At 58.2% G+C, this 17962-nt stretch carries 17 protein-coding genes and 1 tRNA gene; 5 read left to right on the top strand and 13 right to left on the bottom strand.

Annotation, left to right across the window (positions count from 1 at the left end):
- Nucleotides 1-67: 67 nt before the first annotated feature.
- The 6 genes from WBL42_RS10425 to WBL42_RS10400 all read right to left on the bottom strand — a co-directional run bounded on the left by WBL42_RS10425 (nucleotide 68) and on the right by WBL42_RS10400 (nucleotide 7758).
- Nucleotides 68-1156, bottom strand: coding sequence for a radical SAM protein (locus WBL42_RS10425; protein ID WP_424721207.1), 1089 nt, complete (start codon nucleotides 1154-1156; stop codon nucleotides 68-70).
- Entirely contained in the window at nucleotides 1153-1371 is a 219-nt protein-coding gene (locus WBL42_RS10420; protein ID WP_424721206.1) for a MarR family transcriptional regulator, read from the bottom strand. The genes WBL42_RS10425 and WBL42_RS10420 overlap by 4 nt, the downstream gene beginning before the upstream one ends.
- Nucleotides 1372-1525: 154 nt before the next feature.
- Nucleotides 1526-1608, bottom strand: a tRNA-Leu gene (locus tag WBL42_RS10415).
- A 294-nt stretch (nucleotides 1609-1902) separates the two neighbouring features.
- Nucleotides 1903-5814, bottom strand: coding sequence for a DNA-directed DNA polymerase II large subunit (locus tag WBL42_RS10410; protein ID WP_424721205.1), 3912 nt, complete (start codon nucleotides 5812-5814; stop codon nucleotides 1903-1905).
- A gap of 212 nt (nucleotides 5815-6026) precedes the next feature.
- Complete coding sequence (locus WBL42_RS10405; protein WP_424721204.1) at nucleotides 6027-6563, bottom strand: HEAT repeat domain-containing protein; 537 nt, start codon at nucleotides 6561-6563, stop codon at nucleotides 6027-6029.
- A gap of 76 nt (nucleotides 6564-6639) precedes the next feature.
- On the bottom strand, nucleotides 6640-7758 hold the full coding sequence (locus WBL42_RS10400; RefSeq protein ID WP_424721203.1) for a DUF1646 family protein: 1119 nt from the start codon (nucleotides 7756-7758) through the stop codon (nucleotides 6640-6642).
- Nucleotides 7759-7949: 191 nt separating this feature from the next.
- Here WBL42_RS10400 and WBL42_RS10395 point away from each other — a divergent pair, with 191 nt between their 5' ends.
- Genes WBL42_RS10395 through WBL42_RS10385 form a run of 3 tightly spaced genes read left to right on the top strand, consistent with a single transcriptional unit; the run spans nucleotide 7950 to nucleotide 10438 of the window.
- A complete protein-coding gene (locus WBL42_RS10395) occupies nucleotides 7950-8147 on the top strand; it encodes a hypothetical protein (RefSeq protein ID WP_424721202.1) in 198 nt (65 codons plus the stop codon).
- Between the two features lie 9 nt (nucleotides 8148-8156).
- Nucleotides 8157-8477: a hypothetical protein gene (locus WBL42_RS10390; RefSeq protein WP_424721201.1), complete on the top strand. Its 321-nt coding sequence runs from the start codon at nucleotides 8157-8159 to the stop codon at nucleotides 8475-8477.
- Nucleotides 8478-8515: 38 nt separating this feature from the next.
- Nucleotides 8516-10438, top strand: a complete 1923-nt coding sequence (locus tag WBL42_RS10385) for a V-type ATP synthase subunit I (RefSeq protein WP_424721200.1) — start codon at nucleotides 8516-8518, stop codon at nucleotides 10436-10438.
- Nucleotides 10439-10691: 253 nt separating this feature from the next.
- Here WBL42_RS10385 and WBL42_RS10380 read toward each other — a convergent pair whose 3' ends face one another.
- The 7 genes from WBL42_RS10380 to WBL42_RS10350 form a co-directional block, all read right to left on the bottom strand.
- The gene (locus WBL42_RS10380; RefSeq protein ID WP_424721199.1) at nucleotides 10692-11369 is read right to left on the bottom strand and encodes a V-type ATP synthase subunit D; all 678 of its coding nucleotides are present in this window, start codon (nucleotides 11367-11369) and stop codon (nucleotides 10692-10694) included.
- A 4-nt stretch (nucleotides 11370-11373) separates the two neighbouring features.
- Nucleotides 11374-12804 carry a V-type ATP synthase subunit B gene (locus WBL42_RS10375; RefSeq protein WP_424721198.1) on the bottom strand — a complete coding sequence of 477 codons (1431 nt, stop codon included), beginning with the start codon at nucleotides 12802-12804 and terminating at the stop codon, nucleotides 11374-11376.
- On the bottom strand, nucleotides 12801-14540 hold the full coding sequence (locus tag WBL42_RS10370; RefSeq protein ID WP_424721197.1) for a V-type ATP synthase subunit A: 1740 nt from the start codon (nucleotides 14538-14540) through the stop codon (nucleotides 12801-12803). The genes WBL42_RS10375 and WBL42_RS10370 overlap by 4 nt, the downstream gene beginning before the upstream one ends.
- A gap of 5 nt (nucleotides 14541-14545) precedes the next feature.
- Nucleotides 14546-14866 carry a V-type ATP synthase subunit F gene (locus tag WBL42_RS10365; RefSeq protein WP_424721196.1) on the bottom strand — a complete coding sequence of 107 codons (321 nt, stop codon included), beginning with the start codon at nucleotides 14864-14866 and terminating at the stop codon, nucleotides 14546-14548.
- Nucleotides 14859-15908, bottom strand: a complete 1050-nt coding sequence (gene ahaC, locus WBL42_RS10360) for an ATP synthase A1 subunit C (protein ID WP_424721195.1) — start codon at nucleotides 15906-15908, stop codon at nucleotides 14859-14861. The genes WBL42_RS10365 and ahaC overlap by 8 nt, the downstream gene beginning before the upstream one ends.
- A 2-nt stretch (nucleotides 15909-15910) precedes the next feature.
- Nucleotides 15911-16498, bottom strand: a complete 588-nt coding sequence (locus WBL42_RS10355; protein WP_424721194.1) for a V-type ATP synthase subunit E — start codon at nucleotides 16496-16498, stop codon at nucleotides 15911-15913.
- Nucleotides 16499-16568: 70 nt separating this feature from the next.
- A complete protein-coding gene (locus WBL42_RS10350) occupies nucleotides 16569-16793 on the bottom strand; it encodes an ATPase (RefSeq protein WP_424027333.1) in 225 nt (74 codons plus the stop codon).
- Nucleotides 16794-17013: 220 nt separating this feature from the next.
- On the opposite strand from WBL42_RS10350, the gene WBL42_RS10345 reads away from it, so the two are divergent.
- Nucleotides 17014-17343 carry a hypothetical protein gene (locus WBL42_RS10345; RefSeq protein ID WP_424721193.1) on the top strand — a complete coding sequence of 110 codons (330 nt, stop codon included), beginning with the start codon at nucleotides 17014-17016 and terminating at the stop codon, nucleotides 17341-17343.
- A 100-nt stretch (nucleotides 17344-17443) separates the two neighbouring features.
- Nucleotides 17444-17953, top strand: a complete 510-nt coding sequence (locus WBL42_RS10340) for a DUF5946 family protein (protein ID WP_424721192.1) — start codon at nucleotides 17444-17446, stop codon at nucleotides 17951-17953.
- Nucleotides 17954-17962: the final 9 nt, after the last annotated feature.

The raw sequence follows: 17962 nt of genomic DNA, 5'->3' as shown, positions 1-17962 counted from the left end.
ATATTTTGCCCTGAACCATTCGATAAGAAGCTCATCGTTAATCGGTTTGGATTCGTCCCAGATAGGATCAAGAGGAGCCAAGTAAAATCTCACCTCCTTTTTCTTTTTGCCTAAGCGATTCTGTATCTTTCATTAAACAGTAAGAATCGACCCCATCAACAGAATCGGTCCTGATTAATCTTTGAGTTAAACAACCGCCTTTACAAATAGGGTAATAATCACAGGAATTACACCTTGAAAGACCTATTTTTTTATGGTACTTTCTGATGTAATCAAATAATTTGGATGTCTTCCAAATTGTCTCGAGTGTTGTCGAATGGATGTCGTCAAGACTGTTTGAGAAACCGACTCTTTTCATGCTAACGCACGGAACGACCAGCCCATCCGGTCTAATTGTTGCTTTGGTAATACCAGCGGAACAGTTTGATTGGCAGTCAAGATGGAAACAATTGAAGGGGGTCCCTAACCGAACTTCAACCTGTTTGTCCTTTAAAATTCCATCTAGAATGTTTTTTAATTCAAGAATTTTGTCGTCCTTAATTTCCAACGAATCGCGGTTCGATAATCCCCTTCCCTGTGGAACAAAACGCAAAATACTAATTCTGTTTATTTTTAAGTCCTTGGCTAATTGAACAACCTTTGACAGGGTCAAGTAATTTTGCAAAATCGGAACAAAGTGTAACTCGATCTGATGTCCAATTTTATTTGCCCTTTTAATGGAAGTCATTAAATTGGAAAAACTACCTTTTTTGGATGTGATAGCATCATGAATTTCCGGATCCGGTCCATGAATACTAAAAATTATTTTATCGACATTTAACTCCTTCAGATCCTTGAGAAGAGAATTGGGCAACGGACCTATGCCATTGAGTCCCTTTTTTAAATTTCCACAGGAGTAAAGGTTTAACTCAAGTCCATTTTGTTTGATATACCGGATAAAATCGACGGTATTGGTAGATTCTAGGGGTTCTCCACCAGATAAGACAACCGTCTTTAACCCCAAAACCTTTGCATCATCAACAATCCGTTTTAGCTCTGACAAAGACATTTCATTAATGTCCTTGCTTCCAGCTTCCGATGAGCAGATGATACACTGCATCGGGCACTGTTTTGTAATTTCAATTGTTAACTCCCTCAGGGGGAAGGACTCAATCATAAGACATCCTCATTAACAATTTCCCAGAACACGTAGGGCAATTTGGATCTGTCTGCCTTTATGATACCTCTGCCTTCTAATTTTGCCAGGTATTTTGATGCTGTTGCAGTACTCATTTCTGCTTTTTTTGCAATCAGTTTCTGACTAGCATTTCCCTTTAAACTTATAATACCATTTACGATCCGTCGTTCTTCGTCTGAAAGTTCTGGTTTCATTCCTGTTCCTTTAACCTATACATTTAACCTATACCTTTTAGGTATACCTTTAATTGATACAATTTAGGAAAGGGATTTATTAAATAGTTTTCTCTAAATGTTTAGGATAATTCAATAATCATTCCATTAATAAGGACGATGTTTAAAAACAGGATGCGAGAAGCAGGAGTCGAACCTGCGAACGCCTGCGCGAATCGATCTTGAGTCGATCCCCGTTGACCACTTGGGTATTCTCGCTCGGGATATTATTTGTTTCAAGAAGTAAAAGGCTTTGAGTTTGGGGGTAATTGTGTTCTTTTGCCAAACTTGGTTATGAAATCTTGAGTCCGCCTCTGTTGACCACTTAGATATTCTCGCGTCCCTGTTATATTGGTCACAAGGATAGTAAAATCCTTTGACCCTTCAGAACTTTTTTGCCCGGACCATCTGCATACGGGGACAACCAGATAAAAACACCAAAAAGGTACCTGCCATGAACCTGACGCCTTTCAGCCCGAATCGCTCCGGGTAACAGAAACGGGAAAAGTCTATTTACATAAAGTCCGCAAGACCCAGCTGCTCATGCTTCTCCTCGCCGAATGTGGAGGTGATCGCAAGGTCTATCACCTCGACCCGCTGCTTGGTGTACTCCGAGATCTTGTACTTCCGGCAGATCTCACGGGACATCTCGAGATATTTCTTCACGGATCCCTCGTGCACGGTCGGGATGATAGGACCGTTGCAGATGCCCTTGCCCCGGAACTTTGTGCACTTCCCGGCGAGCGGCATCCGTCGGTAACTCGTGTTGCACTTCGTGCAACGGAACTTCTGCTTGGAGAAGGCCGAGAGGTTGCCCATCAGGTCGCGGATGAAGTGCGTATTGAGCACCCGTTCAGCCACATCGTCGGCGTCCACAGCCCGGATCTTCTCGGCAAGGACAAGCTCTGCCTCGAGTTTGTCGGTCATTGTCTTCATCTGGGTGTACATTGACTCGAGAGGACCCGCGGAGATGTCTGAGGTGTCGTGCGTGAACTGGAAGCCCTCGAGCTGCGCCGGCGTACCGAGCCGGCGTTCGACCCGGTCGATGAGCCCGGCAATCGTCTTGGGCTCGATGAATGTGAGCGCTCCCGTGTAGAGCTCGATCGGGTACTTTTCGCAGACATCAACGTTGAGTGCCTCCTTGTCGATCTCGGCCGGATCGATCCGGCTCGTCAGCACCAGCGGGGCGTCCATGGAGCCGCCGCGGTTCTGTGGCAGAAACGAGCGCGAGAAGTTGATCAGGCCGTCGAGGAGGAGCATGATGCAGTCCTCGTCGCCGTCGCACTGGCCGGTGAAGATCCCGTTTGCCACGAGCGTATGGTCGTCAGCAACCGTGAGGCAGTAGACCCGTTCCTCGGGGGCAGGAACGGGCTCAGCGACCCGGATAGTGTCGGAGATCACGCACGATCCTTCGAAGACCGGTACTGCATCGCCGGGCTTGAGTTCCATCGCCTTGATCTTCCGGAGGTAACTTGTATCCCAGCAAAGCATCGCATGGTCAGGAGTGACCACAAGCTCTTTTCCACGGGAGGTGACGAACCGGATCAGGTGTGCCGGCGCCCGGTGGATCGAAACCGTAGTGATCTTCCGGAGGTGCATCTGGCCGTTCGTGTCCACGGTCCGGGTATAGAACGGCCGGGCCGGGTCCGAGTAGTAGGTGCCAAGCCGGTCGATACCGGGCCGGCTCAGGTCGAAATTCTCCAGCACGAACTTCCGGATCGGGGTTTTTGTCCAGGTCCTCCCGTCAGAGACCTCGATACTGGTATCGCCCCAGAAGCAGTTCCTGCGTTTCGCGGCATGGAAGAACGGGTGGGCATACCCCACGTTAGCCCGGGTGAACCCTACTATCCGGGCAAGGACACCGGCACTCGTGTGCGGGGCGAGCCCGATGACGAGATGGCCCACGAGGTCGGCGGGCTTCCTGATGTTGTAGAACGGTTCAAGACCATAACATTTGACGAGCAGGTCATCCATGAACAGAGCTACGCTCACCATGTACTCGGCGCAGGAGTCCGAGACAAGGAGGTCCTGCGGGTGGAGCTCCACTACCTGCGAACCGTTCTGGAGGTCATAGCCTTTCGTATCTTTTGTGTACCCGAGGGCCCGCATCTGCTCGACCGATACCCGGACCTCGTCGGGGCGGATATGGGTGAGGGGCAGGTCGATCATGTCGAACCGGGTGGTGCCGTCCTTGAAGACGAAGATGTTCTGCTTGGCCCGGAGGATCCCCTTCTCCATCGCCTCCACGGTCTTCTCACGGGAGATCACACCCTTCACACCCTTGACAAGCGCCACGCTGTCAGCCTTCATCCCGAGCCGCTCCATCGCCTTCGCGTACTCGCCCTTCACGTTCAGGGAGATCCGCTGACTGCATGCGGCCGGGGCATTACAGGCCGGGCACCGGTCCTGCCCGATCTCCCGCCCGCACTTTGTACAGGTGAAAACAGCGGTCGTGTGTCCGCCGCATGTGCACCGGTTCAGGTACGTGATCTCCCCGCACTTCGAGCAGCGCCGTCGGCCAACCTCGATATCGATGATCCCGCCCTCCTTCTGGAAGTCGATCTCCGTATCGTTTGCATCTACTTCTGCCGTATGTGCAGAGGCGGACTGGAACGAGCGCCGTGCCCCACCGGAGTCCCCGAGAGGGAAGAGGACATGGGGAGGCGGGTTCATCTTCCGGGGCTTCGACTTCCCGGGCCTGCCCATCCGGCCGCCGATCCGGGTGCCGGACCGGGACCGCATCTTCAGTCCGGAGAGGTGCATGGCCAGGGAGAGCGTGTCGGCATAAGCTGAAGCAGTCTGCCAGGACTCCCGCTTCTTCAGGTCATCACCAAGCCCGAGACCGGTAATGAGCGTCCGGTAGGTCCGGACAAGGACCTTCCCGTCACGGACCTCGTGCGGGATCAGGAGCAGTTCGAGCGATTCCTTTTCTGCCGGGTCAAGGGAAGCCATAAGAACTCCTTCGACCACTGAGCCCTTTGTGGCGATTGCTTCGGCAAGGGACCGGAGCTGGTCGGCCGTGATATCGTCCCAGAACCAGGTCCAGGCAGGGTGGAGATAGCTCCCGTTCCGTGCGAGGGAAAGCGCCTCCTCTTCATTCGTTGGGATCTTCACACTATCGCCGACATCCAGCTGCCACCACTCCTCGCAGTAGCCGGCCGGCACGAGCGGATGGTTGTTCTCGAGGAACTCACCGAACGAGATCAGGATCTCACCCACATCGAGGATCTTCTCGATCCCCTTCTCAAGCCGTTTTGCAGTTGCCTCGTCATCGATACGGAGCACGTCGCCACTGTAGAGCCGCACGGTCGGGCCCTCGATCGTGTCGACCGGCACGACACCGCAGGCCTTGCCCGGCCGCTCGGTCTTCATCTGGGTGCCGGTGGCGAGGAATTCGCCGAGCACATAGAGCGTCGAGGGATGCATCCCGGCAGCAGCAAAGCCGGTGTTCCGCGACCTCCCGTACCGGAGCCGGAAGCCCCCTTTGCGCATCGGGTACGCAAAGACAGGCCGGCCGCCGATAAGATCGCGGAGGTACTTGTCAAGGGGTTTGATACCCCCCGTCTTATCGTCATCACCGGTCTTTGCCCCGGCGATCAGCTTGTCGAGCCAGTCCCAGCCCTCCATCTTCATCTTCTCGACCCGGCTCTTGAGCTTCCGGGCCTTGCCGGCAATGCCTTCCCCGATAACGAGCGCCATGCCGCCCCGGACGGTGTTCGTCTCCACCCGCTCGAGGTTCCGGTGGCCCGAGACCTCTTCCTGCTCGGTCGCTTCGCCGTCAATGCAGACAGGGCAGTTCTCGATTATGAGACGGATCTCTGCCTCGCTTGGCAGGTACTGGAGGTTCATGATCGAGTTGTACTGCCGGATCTCCTCGATGTACCGCTCCACCTCTTCCTGCCGGGGAATGTAGCGGCTGATCCCCAGTTTCTGCCGGACATAGTCCCCGACAAGCACTGACAGCGCCTGTGCCGTGCCGCCAGCGCTCCGGATAGGGCCTGCATAAAATATCATCAGGTACGAGGTACCGTCGTCGTTTCTGCCAAGGCCGATCTTTGCGATCCCTTCGGTGGGAGCGGCCACGACCCCTTCCGTGAGGAGGGCCATAGCAACGCGGATCGCATGGTCCAGCACCTCGTCGTTGTTCTTTTCCCCGAATTTATGGGCAACAAAATCGTCGCCGATCCGGAGCGCCACCTCTTCCCGGGACATTGATGCCTCGAGCTCCCGGATCCGGGCCGCAACACCCTTTATATTGAGGAGCGCCTCCACCCGGTCCGCAAGGTCGCTTGCGATCGGGATCTCTACGTCCATGGTCGGGTCGAGCCCTCGGGACCGGGCCTCCTTTGCGATTGCAATTGCCCGGTGCAGCTCGTCCATGAGGGACTTCTCGTACGCCTCCATCATGGGTGAGCATATCAGCATAGGGGTACGGTTGCGCGGGAGGAGATATATCTGTTCGGTTCGGGGAAAAAACGGGAGAAGGAACGTACAGGAAAGAAAATAAATTAAAAAACGTGCTTTTCCGGTATTACGGGAGTGTTACAGCCCGGTCAGGAGCGTGGAACATGGGAATAGTCCCGGCAGGCCAGATGGATCAGGACGAGGATCCGGGAACTGTTGCAGGCCGGCTCTGTTTACTCGTCTTTCCCTGCATCTTTCACGATCGTCTGCACCCCGGCCTCTCCCATCTGCCAGAGGGTCAGGGTGGCACAGGACCGGATGATATCATCGGCATCATCGAGCCGTTGCCGCAGGGGCTCAACGGCCGGCGTGCCGATCCGGCAGAGCGCCTGCGACAGGAAACCCCGCAGTTCCTTATCGTCGCTCCCCATTGCCGTGATCAGGTGTCCTATTGCCGGAATGCCAATCTCGCCGAGTGCTGCCGCAGCATAACGCCGGAAATCCCTACCCACGTCCGCCTGCATCGCCGCGATCAGCGGGGCAACCGAGGACTCTCCAATCTTCGCAAGGGCGACTGCTGTGTACCAGCGCCGGTCATTGTCCTCTGCATCCGCGAGGGCTTCAATGAGGGGGGCGATTGCGGGCCTCCCGGTCTCCCGCAGGGCTGCGATGGCCTCATGCCGCTGACCGATCAACGGTGACCCGAGGGCTGCGATCTGCTCCCGGATCTCCTCATCGGTCACCTTTGTCTTCCCACCGGTTTTTGCCATACTAAACTGATCTGGGCACTCAGCATTCTTGTTTTTTTCCCTTTGTTTATCGGGATTCCAACCCGGTGGGTGAGGGTTACGCAAGGCCAAGCCAGCCGGGTACAAACAGGACGACAAAGAAGACGAGCATCAGCGCTACGCCGAGAGGGATGCCGGTCTTTGCCCATTCGCTGCTGCTGATATCGAGCTTGCCGGCGGCGATGATGTTTGGGATGTTGCCCGGGATCAGCATGCCACCTGCAACCAGCAGGCCCATGAGGGCACTCGTGATCTGCTGGGAGGTAAGTGCCGGGCTGATCTCTGCTGCAGCAAGGGTCGCATTATCCAGCACCGCCGAGACGATGTTGATCCAGTACAGCCCTGGCGAGGAGATCGCGATCACGTATTCAAGGATGAGCGGCTTGAAACCCTCGCCGAGGAAGACGAGTGCCACGATGAACAGGTAGACCTTGCCAGCCCGGAGAAAGATTTCGGGGATCGTCTCCCGCTCAACTGTGCAGGAGAGCGTGACGTCCCCTTTGTGGCTCCGGCGGAAGAGGACAACCCCGATCACACCGAAGAGGAACATGGACGGGACAACATACCAGCCCAGCTTATTGAAGAGATACGTGAACCCTGCATGATACGGGGCGCCTGCAAGTTTTGCAACCACGATGGTAGTGAGGGGCTCGCCAAGCGGGGTAAGGCCCGCTCCAAGGCCGATCGCAAAACAGGCGACCACAACTATCTCCGTCTTTGCCTTCTTCACGACCGGGAGGGCGTTGACGATCTCGACCAGGATGATCGCTGCGAGGATCGCGGAGATGAGACTGGAGACCAGGCCAAGGATGACGATGAGGCAGAAAATAATCACCTGCAAGGAGAGACGGCCGACAAGGCCAACGATTGCTTCCTGCATCCGGTGGTAGAAGAAATGGATCAGGAGCCCTGCCACGAGTACAATCTGGACGATGCCCACCGGAATCCCGAACAGGTTCGTGATGCTGACAGGAGTGCAGAGTGCTTCCCCTATTATCGCAAGGCTCCAGCCGGTCTTCACCCCGGAGACCGCGATGAACCCTGCGATCGTCAGGGCCGTAACTCCGCAGGCAAAGAGGAAGACCTCGAGGTTGCGTTCGATGCGTTTCACCCGGAACGGGAGGATGAGTACGAGAAGGAAGATCACAAGCAACCCGAGGTTCGCAAGCACGTCCATGTCGTCACCTTTGAAAAATCCGGCTACCGTTTCGGCCGGTTCCTGATTGAAGGGTGTGCGTCCGGGACATTAATGAATTCCTTTTGGGATTTTTTCCCGCGGGCCGCCCGTGCAACGCAGGAAAGTATATAGGTAACTGCCGTATTACAGACCTGTGAGCAACGGTATCCCGGTAAGGGGCCTGATTGACTATGGTGCAGGATCTCGAAAGAGCCGTCCGGGCGCTTCGGGAAGCAGCACTCGGAAATTATCGGAAGCGGATCGCAGCAGGCTTGCGGAAAGGCGAAGGGCAGCTGGTCCCGTCGATCCCCCGGCATGATGATGAGGGACCGGGCAGCACCACCAGTTACGGCGTGACCATGATACTGAAGAGCTGGTACAACCTATAGGTGATACCGATGGCTGAAGAAAAGACACTGCTGCAACAGATACGCGAGAAGGAGCAGGAACTTGCAGTCGAGGTAGACAAAGTAAAAGCCGAGACTGACGCCGCGATCACTGCGGCCCGCAACGAAGCAGAAGACCTGGTCTGCACTGCCGACAAGGCCGGGAAGACGACTGCCGAGCAGGTGTACTGGAAAGCACGGGGAGCAACCGCTGATGAGATCGCGGATCTGAAACGGGAGGCGGAACTTGCACGGGAAACCACAGGACTCCAGAGTGAGAGGAACCTCGCGCCCGCGGTGGAGAGGATTGTCCGGTACGTGAAGGGTGAGTAGCCGGAAAGACCCGGCACAGGGTGTTCATGCTCCAGGTGATGAAACGCATCCAGGTGGTCGGGCCAAAAGCGGACCTGGGCCGGGCTGTCGACATCCTTTACCGGGCGGGAACGATCCATCTTGAAAATGCCACACGGCTGGTCCCGCAGAACGAAATTGGCCTTGTCCCGGTGGAAGTCGAACAGGCACGGGACATCGCAGATGTGCTCAGTGCGATCGATGCAATCACCGGCACACTGCCGGTGGTTGAAAACAATCCCCTGCGACAGGCGATGATCAGTGCCGGTATGGATGCCCGGTCCCACCGTGAACTCGTGCTCCGGGCCCGGGAGATCATCCGGGAACTCGAGACCACCACCCGGGCACTCTCGGCAAAGAAGAGCGAACTCGCCCTCTCGGTAACTGCCCTCGCCCGGTACGCAAAGGTACTGGACATCATCCACCCGATCGAGAAGGAACTGCCAGCTCTCGAAGGGTTCGAGGTCACGATCCTCCTCATCCAGCAGGAGCACAGCGACGTCATCGGGCTGATCCGGCAGGAGATTGCCACGATCACCGGGGAAAGGTTCGATATGATCTCGACCACGGTGGATGCCGAGACCCTCGCCGCCATCATGGTCTTCCCGAAATCATATTCAGAACAGGTGCATGCGTTCATCTACTCCGTGAACGTGAACGAGGTCCGGCTCCCGAAAGAGTATACCGGCAAACCGTTTTACGAGATGTATGCCCTGATCGCGGAGAGCCGGCTCCGGGCGCAGGAGGAGATCCAGGCGATCGATACGCAGCTCCAGTCCCTCTCCTCGGTCTGGTACCAGGAACTGGTTGTCCTGAAAAAACACCTAGAAGACGTCCATGCGGAGCTCTCGGCCTACTCGAACTTCGGGCTCTCGGAATATACCTTTGTCATCATGGGCTGGATCCCGAAAAAATATCTCAGGAAGACCCGGCTGGCCCTGCACGACGTGTTCGGCGACCGTGTGGTGGTCCAGGAGATGAAGGTGAAAGCAGAAGACATGGAGGACGCACCGGTCTTCTACGATAACCCCCGCTGGGTGAAGCCGTTCGAGTTCATCATGCAGCTCGTGGCCGCACCCCGGTACCGCGAGGTCGACCCATCCCCAATCCTCGCGATCTTCTTCCCGCTGTTCTTCGGGATCATGGTCGGCGACATCGGGTACGGCATCCTGATCCTCGCCATCGCTCTCGCCGTCCGGCACCGGTATGCCGCTATCGCGTTTGCAAAGCACTTGGCCGATATCCTGATAATCTCCTCGATCCCGACGATTTTCTTCGGGTTCCTCTTCGGGGAGTTCTTCGGGGATCTCGGGGAGACGATGGGCTGGATCCACCCGGTAACCCTGCTCGGGATAAGCTGGAACCGGGTGGACGCGATGATCCCGATGCTCGCCTTTGCCATCACGCTCGGCGTCATCCACGTCTTCCTCGGGCTTGCGATCGGCATCCGGAACGCGATCGTGAGGAAGAACCGGAAGCACCTGATGGAGAAGACCGGCATGCTGATGATGATCTCTGCTCTGATCCTCCTCGTCCTCATGCTCGGTGGCCTCGTACCCGATACGCTGGTCTGGCCAGTCGTCATCCTCATGGTCATCTCCCTGCCGCTGATCCTCCTCGGGGCAGGAGTCTTCGGTACGATCGAGGTGATGAGCACGGCCGGCAACATCCTCTCGTACGCCCGTCTGATGGCGATCGGCATGGCCTCGGTGATCCTTGCGATAGTGGCAAACCGGCTCAGCGGCGCCTTCGGGATCGCGATCATCGGCATCGTAGTCGCGATCCTGCTGCATGCTCTCAACCTGCTGCTCGCGATGTTCAGCCCCTCGATCCATGCGGTACGTCTGCACCTCGTGGAGTTCTTCTCGAAGTTCTATGAAGGGGGCGGCGTGGTGTACCGGCCGTTCAAGAAAGAGACAGGAACGAAAGGACCGGGGCAATAGAGAGGTTGCTCCCCTCCAGGAAATCGGGGCAGGTGTGACATCCTGTAAAAACGTGTAAAAATTTCAAAAGTTTTCAGGTTTTTCAAATATCCGTTGGTTTCAGGTTACAAATATTTCATAAAGTAAATTGATTAAAAATAAGGATTTTAACCATAATTCTGTCGGAGCAATTACTAATTTGGTAGAGATTGGTAGATTTTAGTAGTTGAAAAAAGTCTGGCGTTTATGTCATTAGTATAATCAACTTAGTACATCAACTGCGGTCCTGTTCATGGGATTCAGCCCGCTTCTCCCTCGCCTTCTTTTTCTTCTTCTCAAGGATACTCTTCACCTTCTTCAGCCGGAAGAGATCTTCCCGCTCCCGCTCGTCAATTGCATTCTTGATGTACTTCGCGTTCTGCTTCAGTTCCGGGATCAGGATCTGTTCCAGGGCGTTTACCCGCCTCCGGGTCATCTGGATCTCGCTGCCCAGACGCCGCATCGCGGTCTCGGTCTCGGCGAGCTTGATCAGGAGGTCGAGCTCCGCCTCGTACCGCTCGGCCGTCTCATCGATCCGTGCACTCGTGGTGATGATGCCGTAGCCCCGCTCCAGCAGTTTTCGCGAAGCCCGTTTCTTTTCGATCACCGGGACCGGGACGCCCATAATATTCTTCCCGCCGATATCGACCGTGATCGAGCGGCGGGTGGCAAACGACGCGGACCGCAGCGTGACCGGGTCATCCGTGGCCTCTGCGATCAGCAGGGCGAGGTCAGCGGCCCGGGAAACCTGCTCGAGTTCGTCTCTTGACTCGGAGACCGTGGAGAGGATTGCAAAAAACTCCCGTATAAGTGCATCCATCTTCTGCCGGAGGAGATCGCGGCCCTGTTCGGCGAGCCGGATCTGGGCCCGTGTTTTCATCAGTTCCATGCGGGTGGGCTTTACCTGCTCCATCGCTTCACTCCCCTGTTCCCTTGGCCGGCCCTTCACCCGCTGACCCCTGCCGTGCAGGATGGTACTTCGCGATATGCTCCTTCCTGATCCGCTTGAGCTCGTCCTCCGGCAGCGTGGCAAAGAGGTCCCAGGCAATGGAAAGCGTCTTCTCGATCGGCCGGTCCTCGTCGCCCTGCGTGATGAAACCCCGTTCGAAGCCTTCCGCGAACTTCAGGTACTTCCGGTCCAGCTCGGTCAGCGCCTCTTCCCCTACGATCGCGACGAGCCTGCGGAGGTCCCGGCCATAGGTATACGAGGCGTAGAGCTGGTCCGCCACGCCCCGGTGGTCCTCCCGGGTCTTGCCGGGTCCGATGCCGAGGTTCATCAGTCGTGACAGGCAGGGGAGGGCGTCGACCGGCGGGTCTGCACCGCGCCGGAAGAGGTCACGCGAGAGCACGATCTGCCCCTCGGTGATGTAGCCCGTAAGGTCGGGGACCGGGTGGGTGATGTCATCGTCCGGCATCGTCAGGATCGGGATCTGGGTAATGGATCCGGTCCTGCCTTTCAGCCGCCCGGCCCGCTCGTAGATCGAGGCGAGATCGGTGTACATGTAGCCCGGGTAGCCGCGCCGGCCGGGGACTTCCTCGCGGGCGGTCGAGATCTCGCGGAGCGCTTCGCAGTAGTTGATCATGTCAGTCAGGATCACAAGCACGTGGAGGTTGTGGGTGAAGGCAAGGAACTCGGCGACCGTAAGGCCGCACCGGGGGGCCGCGAGCCGCTCGACCGTGGGATCGTCCGCCAGGTTCATGAAGAAGACCACCCGGTCCAGGGCTCCTGTCCGCTCGAAGTCCTGCATGAAGAACGAGGCCTCCTTGTGCGTGATGCCCATAGCCACGAAGACTACCGCGAACTCTTCCCCCTCGCCCCGGACTTTTGCCTGCCGGGTGATCTGGGCGGCGAGCTTGCTTGCCGGCAGGCCGGAGCCGGAGAAGATCGGCAGCTTCTGGCCCCGGACCAGCGTGTTGAGGCCGTCAATTGCCGACATCCCGGTCTGGATGAAATCCGCGGGCTTATCCCGGGCGGATGGATTGATGGGCGTGCCCGCGATGTCGAGTACCGCCTCGGGGACGATCTCCGGGCCGTCGTCCCGGGGCTTCCCGACACCGCTGAAGACCCGGCCCAGCATATCATGAGAGACGCTGATCCGGGCCGGCTCACCGGTAAACCTGACGGTCGTGCCGGCCGTGTCGATGCCCCGGGTGCCCTCATAGACCTGCACCACCGCATGGTCCTCCGAGATGTCGAGCACCTGGCCGGTCCGGACTTCCCCATCCTGTAGGGTGATCCGCACGATCTCGCCAAACGATGCCCCGGTGACCCGGGTGACAAAGATCAGCGGGCCGGAGACGTAATCGATCGTGCGGTATTCCCGGGTCAGCAGGTCCGCTTTCCTCATTTCTCTGCCTCCACGGTTGAGAGGGTCACGTTCACGTCGTCCAGGATCTGCCGGACTGCAGCGGCATCAGGTGTATCCTTCATCCGGCCGATCGCTGCCCTCAGCGGGAGCGCCTGGACCTGCCGCAGGGAGATCCCCCGCTCCATCGCGAGGTTCACGCCGGTGAAATACGTAACGATCACTTTGAGCATCAGGTACTGTTTCTCGATCGGGCAGAACGAATCGGTATCGCTGTACGCGCTCTGCTGGAGGAAGTCCTCGCGGATCATCCGGGTAACGTCGAGGATCGCCTTCTCGCTGTCGGGAAGGGCGTCCGGGCCCACGAGCTGGACGATCTCCTGCAGCTCGACCTCTTTCTGGAGCAGGAAGATCGCCTTGTCCCGGAGCTCCCGCCAGTCCCGGGCAATGGTCTTGCTGTACCATTCCGAGATACTGTCAAGATAGAGCGAATAGCTCTTGATCCAGTTCACTGACGGGAAGTGGCGCCGGTAGGCAAGGTTCGTGTCCAGCGCCCAGAACGTCCCGACCACCCGCAGCGTATTCTGCGTGATCGGCTCGGAGAAGTCGCCACCCGGGGGCGAGACCGCCCCGACCACCGTGATCGAACCGTTCCGCTCCCCGGAACCGGAACAGATTACGCGGCCTGCCCGCTCGTAGAAGGCCGAGAGCCGGGTCGCGAGATACGCCGGGTAACCCTCTTCGCCGGGCATCTCCTCGAGACGGCCGGAAACTTCCCTCAGCGCCTCGCCCCACCGGGAGGTGGAGTCCGCCATCAGCGCTACATCGTACCCCATGTCCCGGAAGTACTCCGCGATCGTGATCCCGGTATAGATCGAAGCCTCGCGGGCGGCAACCGGCATGTTCGAGGTGTTCGCTATCAGGATCGTCCGCTCGATCAGGGGCTGTTTCGTGTGGGGATCGATCAGTTCGGGAAACTCCACGAGCACGTCCGTCATCTCGTTGCCCCGCTCACCGCAGCCTATGTAGACCACGATTTGCGTGTCCGCCCATTTCGCGAGCGTCTGCTCGGAGACGGTCTTGCCGGTCCCGAAGCCGCCCGGGATCATTGCCGTACCGCCTTTGGTCACCGGGAACATGCAGTCGAACACCCGCTGCCCCGTGATCAGCGGCAGGACCGGGTCGAGTTTCTTTTTGTGGGGCCGTGGGATCCGGACCGGCCAGTGGTGCATCATGGAGAGCTGCCGCCTGTTGTCGAGTACGCAGACCGTTTCATCAACAGTGAACTCTCCGTCACGGACCTCCGTCACGGTCCCGCCGTCCAGCGGGGGAACGAGCACCCGGTGCTCGAACCGAAATTCGCGCACGGTCCCAAGCACGTCCCCGCCCTTTACCACGTCGCCGGTCTTTACGGCCGGGACAAACGCCCATTTCCGGGACCGGTCAAGCCCCGGTGCGGTGATGCCGCGACCGATGAAGTCGCCGCTCAGCGCAAGAAGGACCGGCAGGGGTCGCTGTACACCATCGTAGATGGAGGCAAGCAGCCCGGGCCCGAGCTCTACCGAGAGCGGCGTCTCCGTGTTTGCCACGGATTCGCCAAGAGTTAACCCGGTCGTGTCCTCATAAACCTGGATCACCGCGTCGCTCCCCTCGAGCCGGATGATCTCCCCCCGGAGAGCTTCACTTCCCACGGTCACCACATCATACATCTTGGAGCCTTTCATGCCCCGGGCGATGATGACCGGGCCGGAGATCCGTATAATAGTTCCCGAGATCATGTGCGTCACCTCTTCAGTACGATGTTGTAGCCGATCGCTTTTTTGAGCAGCCGCTCAATGTAGGTCCGCCGGTCCACCTCTTTTGTCCTCGAGGGGATGGGGATCACGAGCGGGCGGTGGAGCTTCTCGATCCGGTCCATCAGTTTCGGGTCAAGGGCGAGCATGTACTCCTCGTTCATACCCACGATCCCGATCTCGTCCCTCTTCAGGAGGGGCGGGATGATCGTTCCCGCCTCGGCTGCATCCTTCGCCTCGAAGACCTCCGCACCCGCGAGACGGAACCCCGAGGCCCGGTCGCTGTCCGTGACGATGACGAACTTATACATACACGAGCTCCTCCCTGAGGTGCTCAACCGGGAAGTCCGCTGTCTTGCACCGGGAGATGATCCGGATATTCGTGATCTCGTTGTACTTTGCCCAGAAGTAGGCGATCAGGGAGGCCACGCTGAGCGGGTCCCTACGGAACAGGCCTACACCCTGCCGGACAAGGAACCGCTCGAGCTCACGCTCGATGACGGAGATCTTCTCAGGACGGAGGCCCGGCTCCTGTGCCGTGCCGGGGAACCGGTACTGCGTAGTCCCGAGAGCCGCGATCACTTCATCGGTCGAGTGAAGCCGGAGGAGATGATCGAGCTTCTTTGCGTCGAATTCCCGGCCGCCATCGATGAGGAACGGGCCTGCATCCTCCGGGCTGACCTGGTCGTGGATCATCCGCAGGACCGTCCTGAGGTTCAGCACGTCGATCTCGATCGCGAGGATATTCCGGATCATAGCGTGGTTTGCGGACGGCGCCTTCACCGTATCAAGGGCATCCCGGTAATAGTACTGGTCCAGCGAGCATTCGAGCACGGAAAGGTCGCCGCTCTTTGCAAATGCCGGGAAGCCTTCGGTGAGAGGCTTTGCGTACGGGATGCGCCAGGTAGCGAGCAGGTCGATTGTAGCCCGGAGGTCAGGCTGGCGGACGAGTTCGGTCAGGGTCGCTTCGTCAAGTTCGCCGGCCGGCACCAGGCAGTCGCGGATCTCCTCGTTCGTCACATGGATATTCTTTCCCCGGAGTATCGTCTTAATGTTCTGGACGTCCCAGCGGTGGAGGAAGATCGTGATATACTGCTCTGCCTCCTCCTGCCGGACAAAACCGATGATCTTCCGGAAGGTCCGGGTGAAGTTCTCCCGCAGTGCATGCTCGATGCAGGCAAGACCGGTATATTTCCCACGGGCTGCGACGATATCTTCCCGGTACGGGGTCTTCTCGAGCTCCCCCATCAGGGATTCGAGGTCCGGCTGGAGGATCAGGGTATCGAGCGCATGGTGGTCCAGCAGCCTGCTCTTCATGCCCCGGATCCGGGCATTGGTATAGCCCCAGTCCATGGTTAGTCCCCCGCAAGGATCGCATAGAGCTCGAGCTGCCGGTGCTCCACGGCCCGCTGGAGCCTGGACTCAAAAGTATTAGAGACGATCACTTCGCCATCGGCCGAACTGATCACGAGGCCCCCCATGCTCGTGAGGTCGGTGACGATCTCGCAGGAGAGCTGCAGGGCAGCAGTAATCTTCCGGCAGAGCTCCGCATCCTGAGAGTCGACACGGATCCGGATCGTCCCCCTCTCCCCGATCGCACCGATCGCCTCGCGGGCCAGCCGTTCAAAGACTGCAGGGTACTCCGGGTCCTGCCGGACCTGCGCAAGCCGGCGGCTGGCCCCGGCGAAGGCCGCCTGGAAGACCTGCTGCCGGTTCTTCGTCTGGAGGGCACGGATCTCCGCCCGGGCCAGGAAGAGCTCCTTATTCCGCTCGGTCTCAGCGGAGCGTTCCGCATCGGCAATGTACGTCTCTTCGATCTCCTGTGCCCGGCGTTTTGCATCCGACCGGATCGATTCGGAAGTAACACGGGCCTTCTCGCGGAGCTCCCGCTCCTTCTCCTGCGCACTCTCCTCCACGGATCTCAACAGGTTTTCAAACGCCATGGCCTCACCCGATGCTTCTGGTATTGTCCGGATGATGCCGGGGATCACCGGGAATGGTCCCGGACCCTGCTTACTTCACCATCAGGATGATCATTGCAGCGACGACAAACCCGAGGATCACCAGCGTCTCCGGGATTGCCTCCAGGATGATAATGGACCCGACAACCTCCGGCCGCTCGGCAATCGCTCCCGCACCGGCTGAACCGATCCGGGACTGGGCCCAGCCCGTCCCGATGGCACCTCCTGCAAAGGCGATCGCTGCACCGATAGGAACTTCCCAACCAGCCACACTCATGATACAACCTAACAGGTTCGTCCTATATTAAGATATGGAAAAGTCAGCAGAATGTCCGGAAAAACAGGTATTTCCGGGCTGACCTCCTGAGCATCGTGGCGGGTGCCGGAATATTCCGGAGAGCCCGGTACTGAGCGGTACCCGACGGTACCGGCACAAAGTTTATTGTCCGGCAGCGGGATTCTCTCATCATCCCCGAAACGGGGCGGGAGGAATATGTATGCCGGATATAACCCAGGCAGCGCTGGGCAGGCGGATGTACCATGTCCACCGCGAGAAGATGGTCGAGCAGGCAATGAAGATGATGCAGCAGGGGCTGGGATCTGACTGGAAGCACTTCTCCGAGTCGGATGTGCACCTGCTTTCGCACCTGCTCCAGTGCACGTGGAATACGATCGACCAGGGGGTCTGGGACAGGATCGCGTTCGTAAATGTAAAAATGATCGATGTCCAGAAGATCCTCACGTACGGCGAAGGTGTGAAGCCGGGACGGAACCCGGAGCCGGCGCAGGTAAACGAGATCGGGAAGATCCTGCTTGCGATCGGCTGAGCTTCCCTGCTTTCGATTCTTTTTCCGGTACCTGCCAGGATCCGTGACAAGCGCTCCCGGGCGGTTTATTTAAAATAAAAATGCGAAGGTACGTGCAGGAATGGCAATCATATGTCCCGGGTGCCTGCTGGAACTGCCGGACCGGCACCTTGACCCGCCGCCGCCGTGCCGGTTTAATGCCTCGGGCGAGTGCTGGCAGGCCTTCAGCGATCTCTTCTGTTATACGGTGGCAAAGGGAGATGCGGCGTTCATCCACCAGCACGCGGTCGATGCTTACGAGGCGCAGCATGCCGGCGGGAACTCGCGGCCGATCACTGCGGTCTTTGGCCTGATCGGGCTGTACCTTGCGTTGGAGAAGGGATATTCCGGCAGGGAGGTGCAGCGGGCCCACATGAGGATCGCGAAGCTCAGGAGGGACTGGCCCCGGCTCGAACCACCTGTCCGGCCGGCGGCACTGACCGTGATGGATGTCCTGAACGTAAGCACCGGCCCGGAGAGAGACGCCATGATCCTGCAGTGGGTGGCGGCCGTGTGGGAGAGCTGGGCGGACCGGCAGGCATGGGTCCGGGAGATAACCGGCGGGCTGGTGGACCGGCGGTCCCGGAAATAACAAGGCTCA

The sequence above is a fragment of the Methanoregula sp. genome (assembly GCF_049686655.1).
Lineage (GTDB): Archaea > Halobacteriota > Methanomicrobia > Methanomicrobiales > Methanospirillaceae > Methanoregula.
The sequence above is the reverse complement of the archived record's forward strand: the minus strand, read 5'-3'. Positions and strand labels throughout refer to the sequence as shown.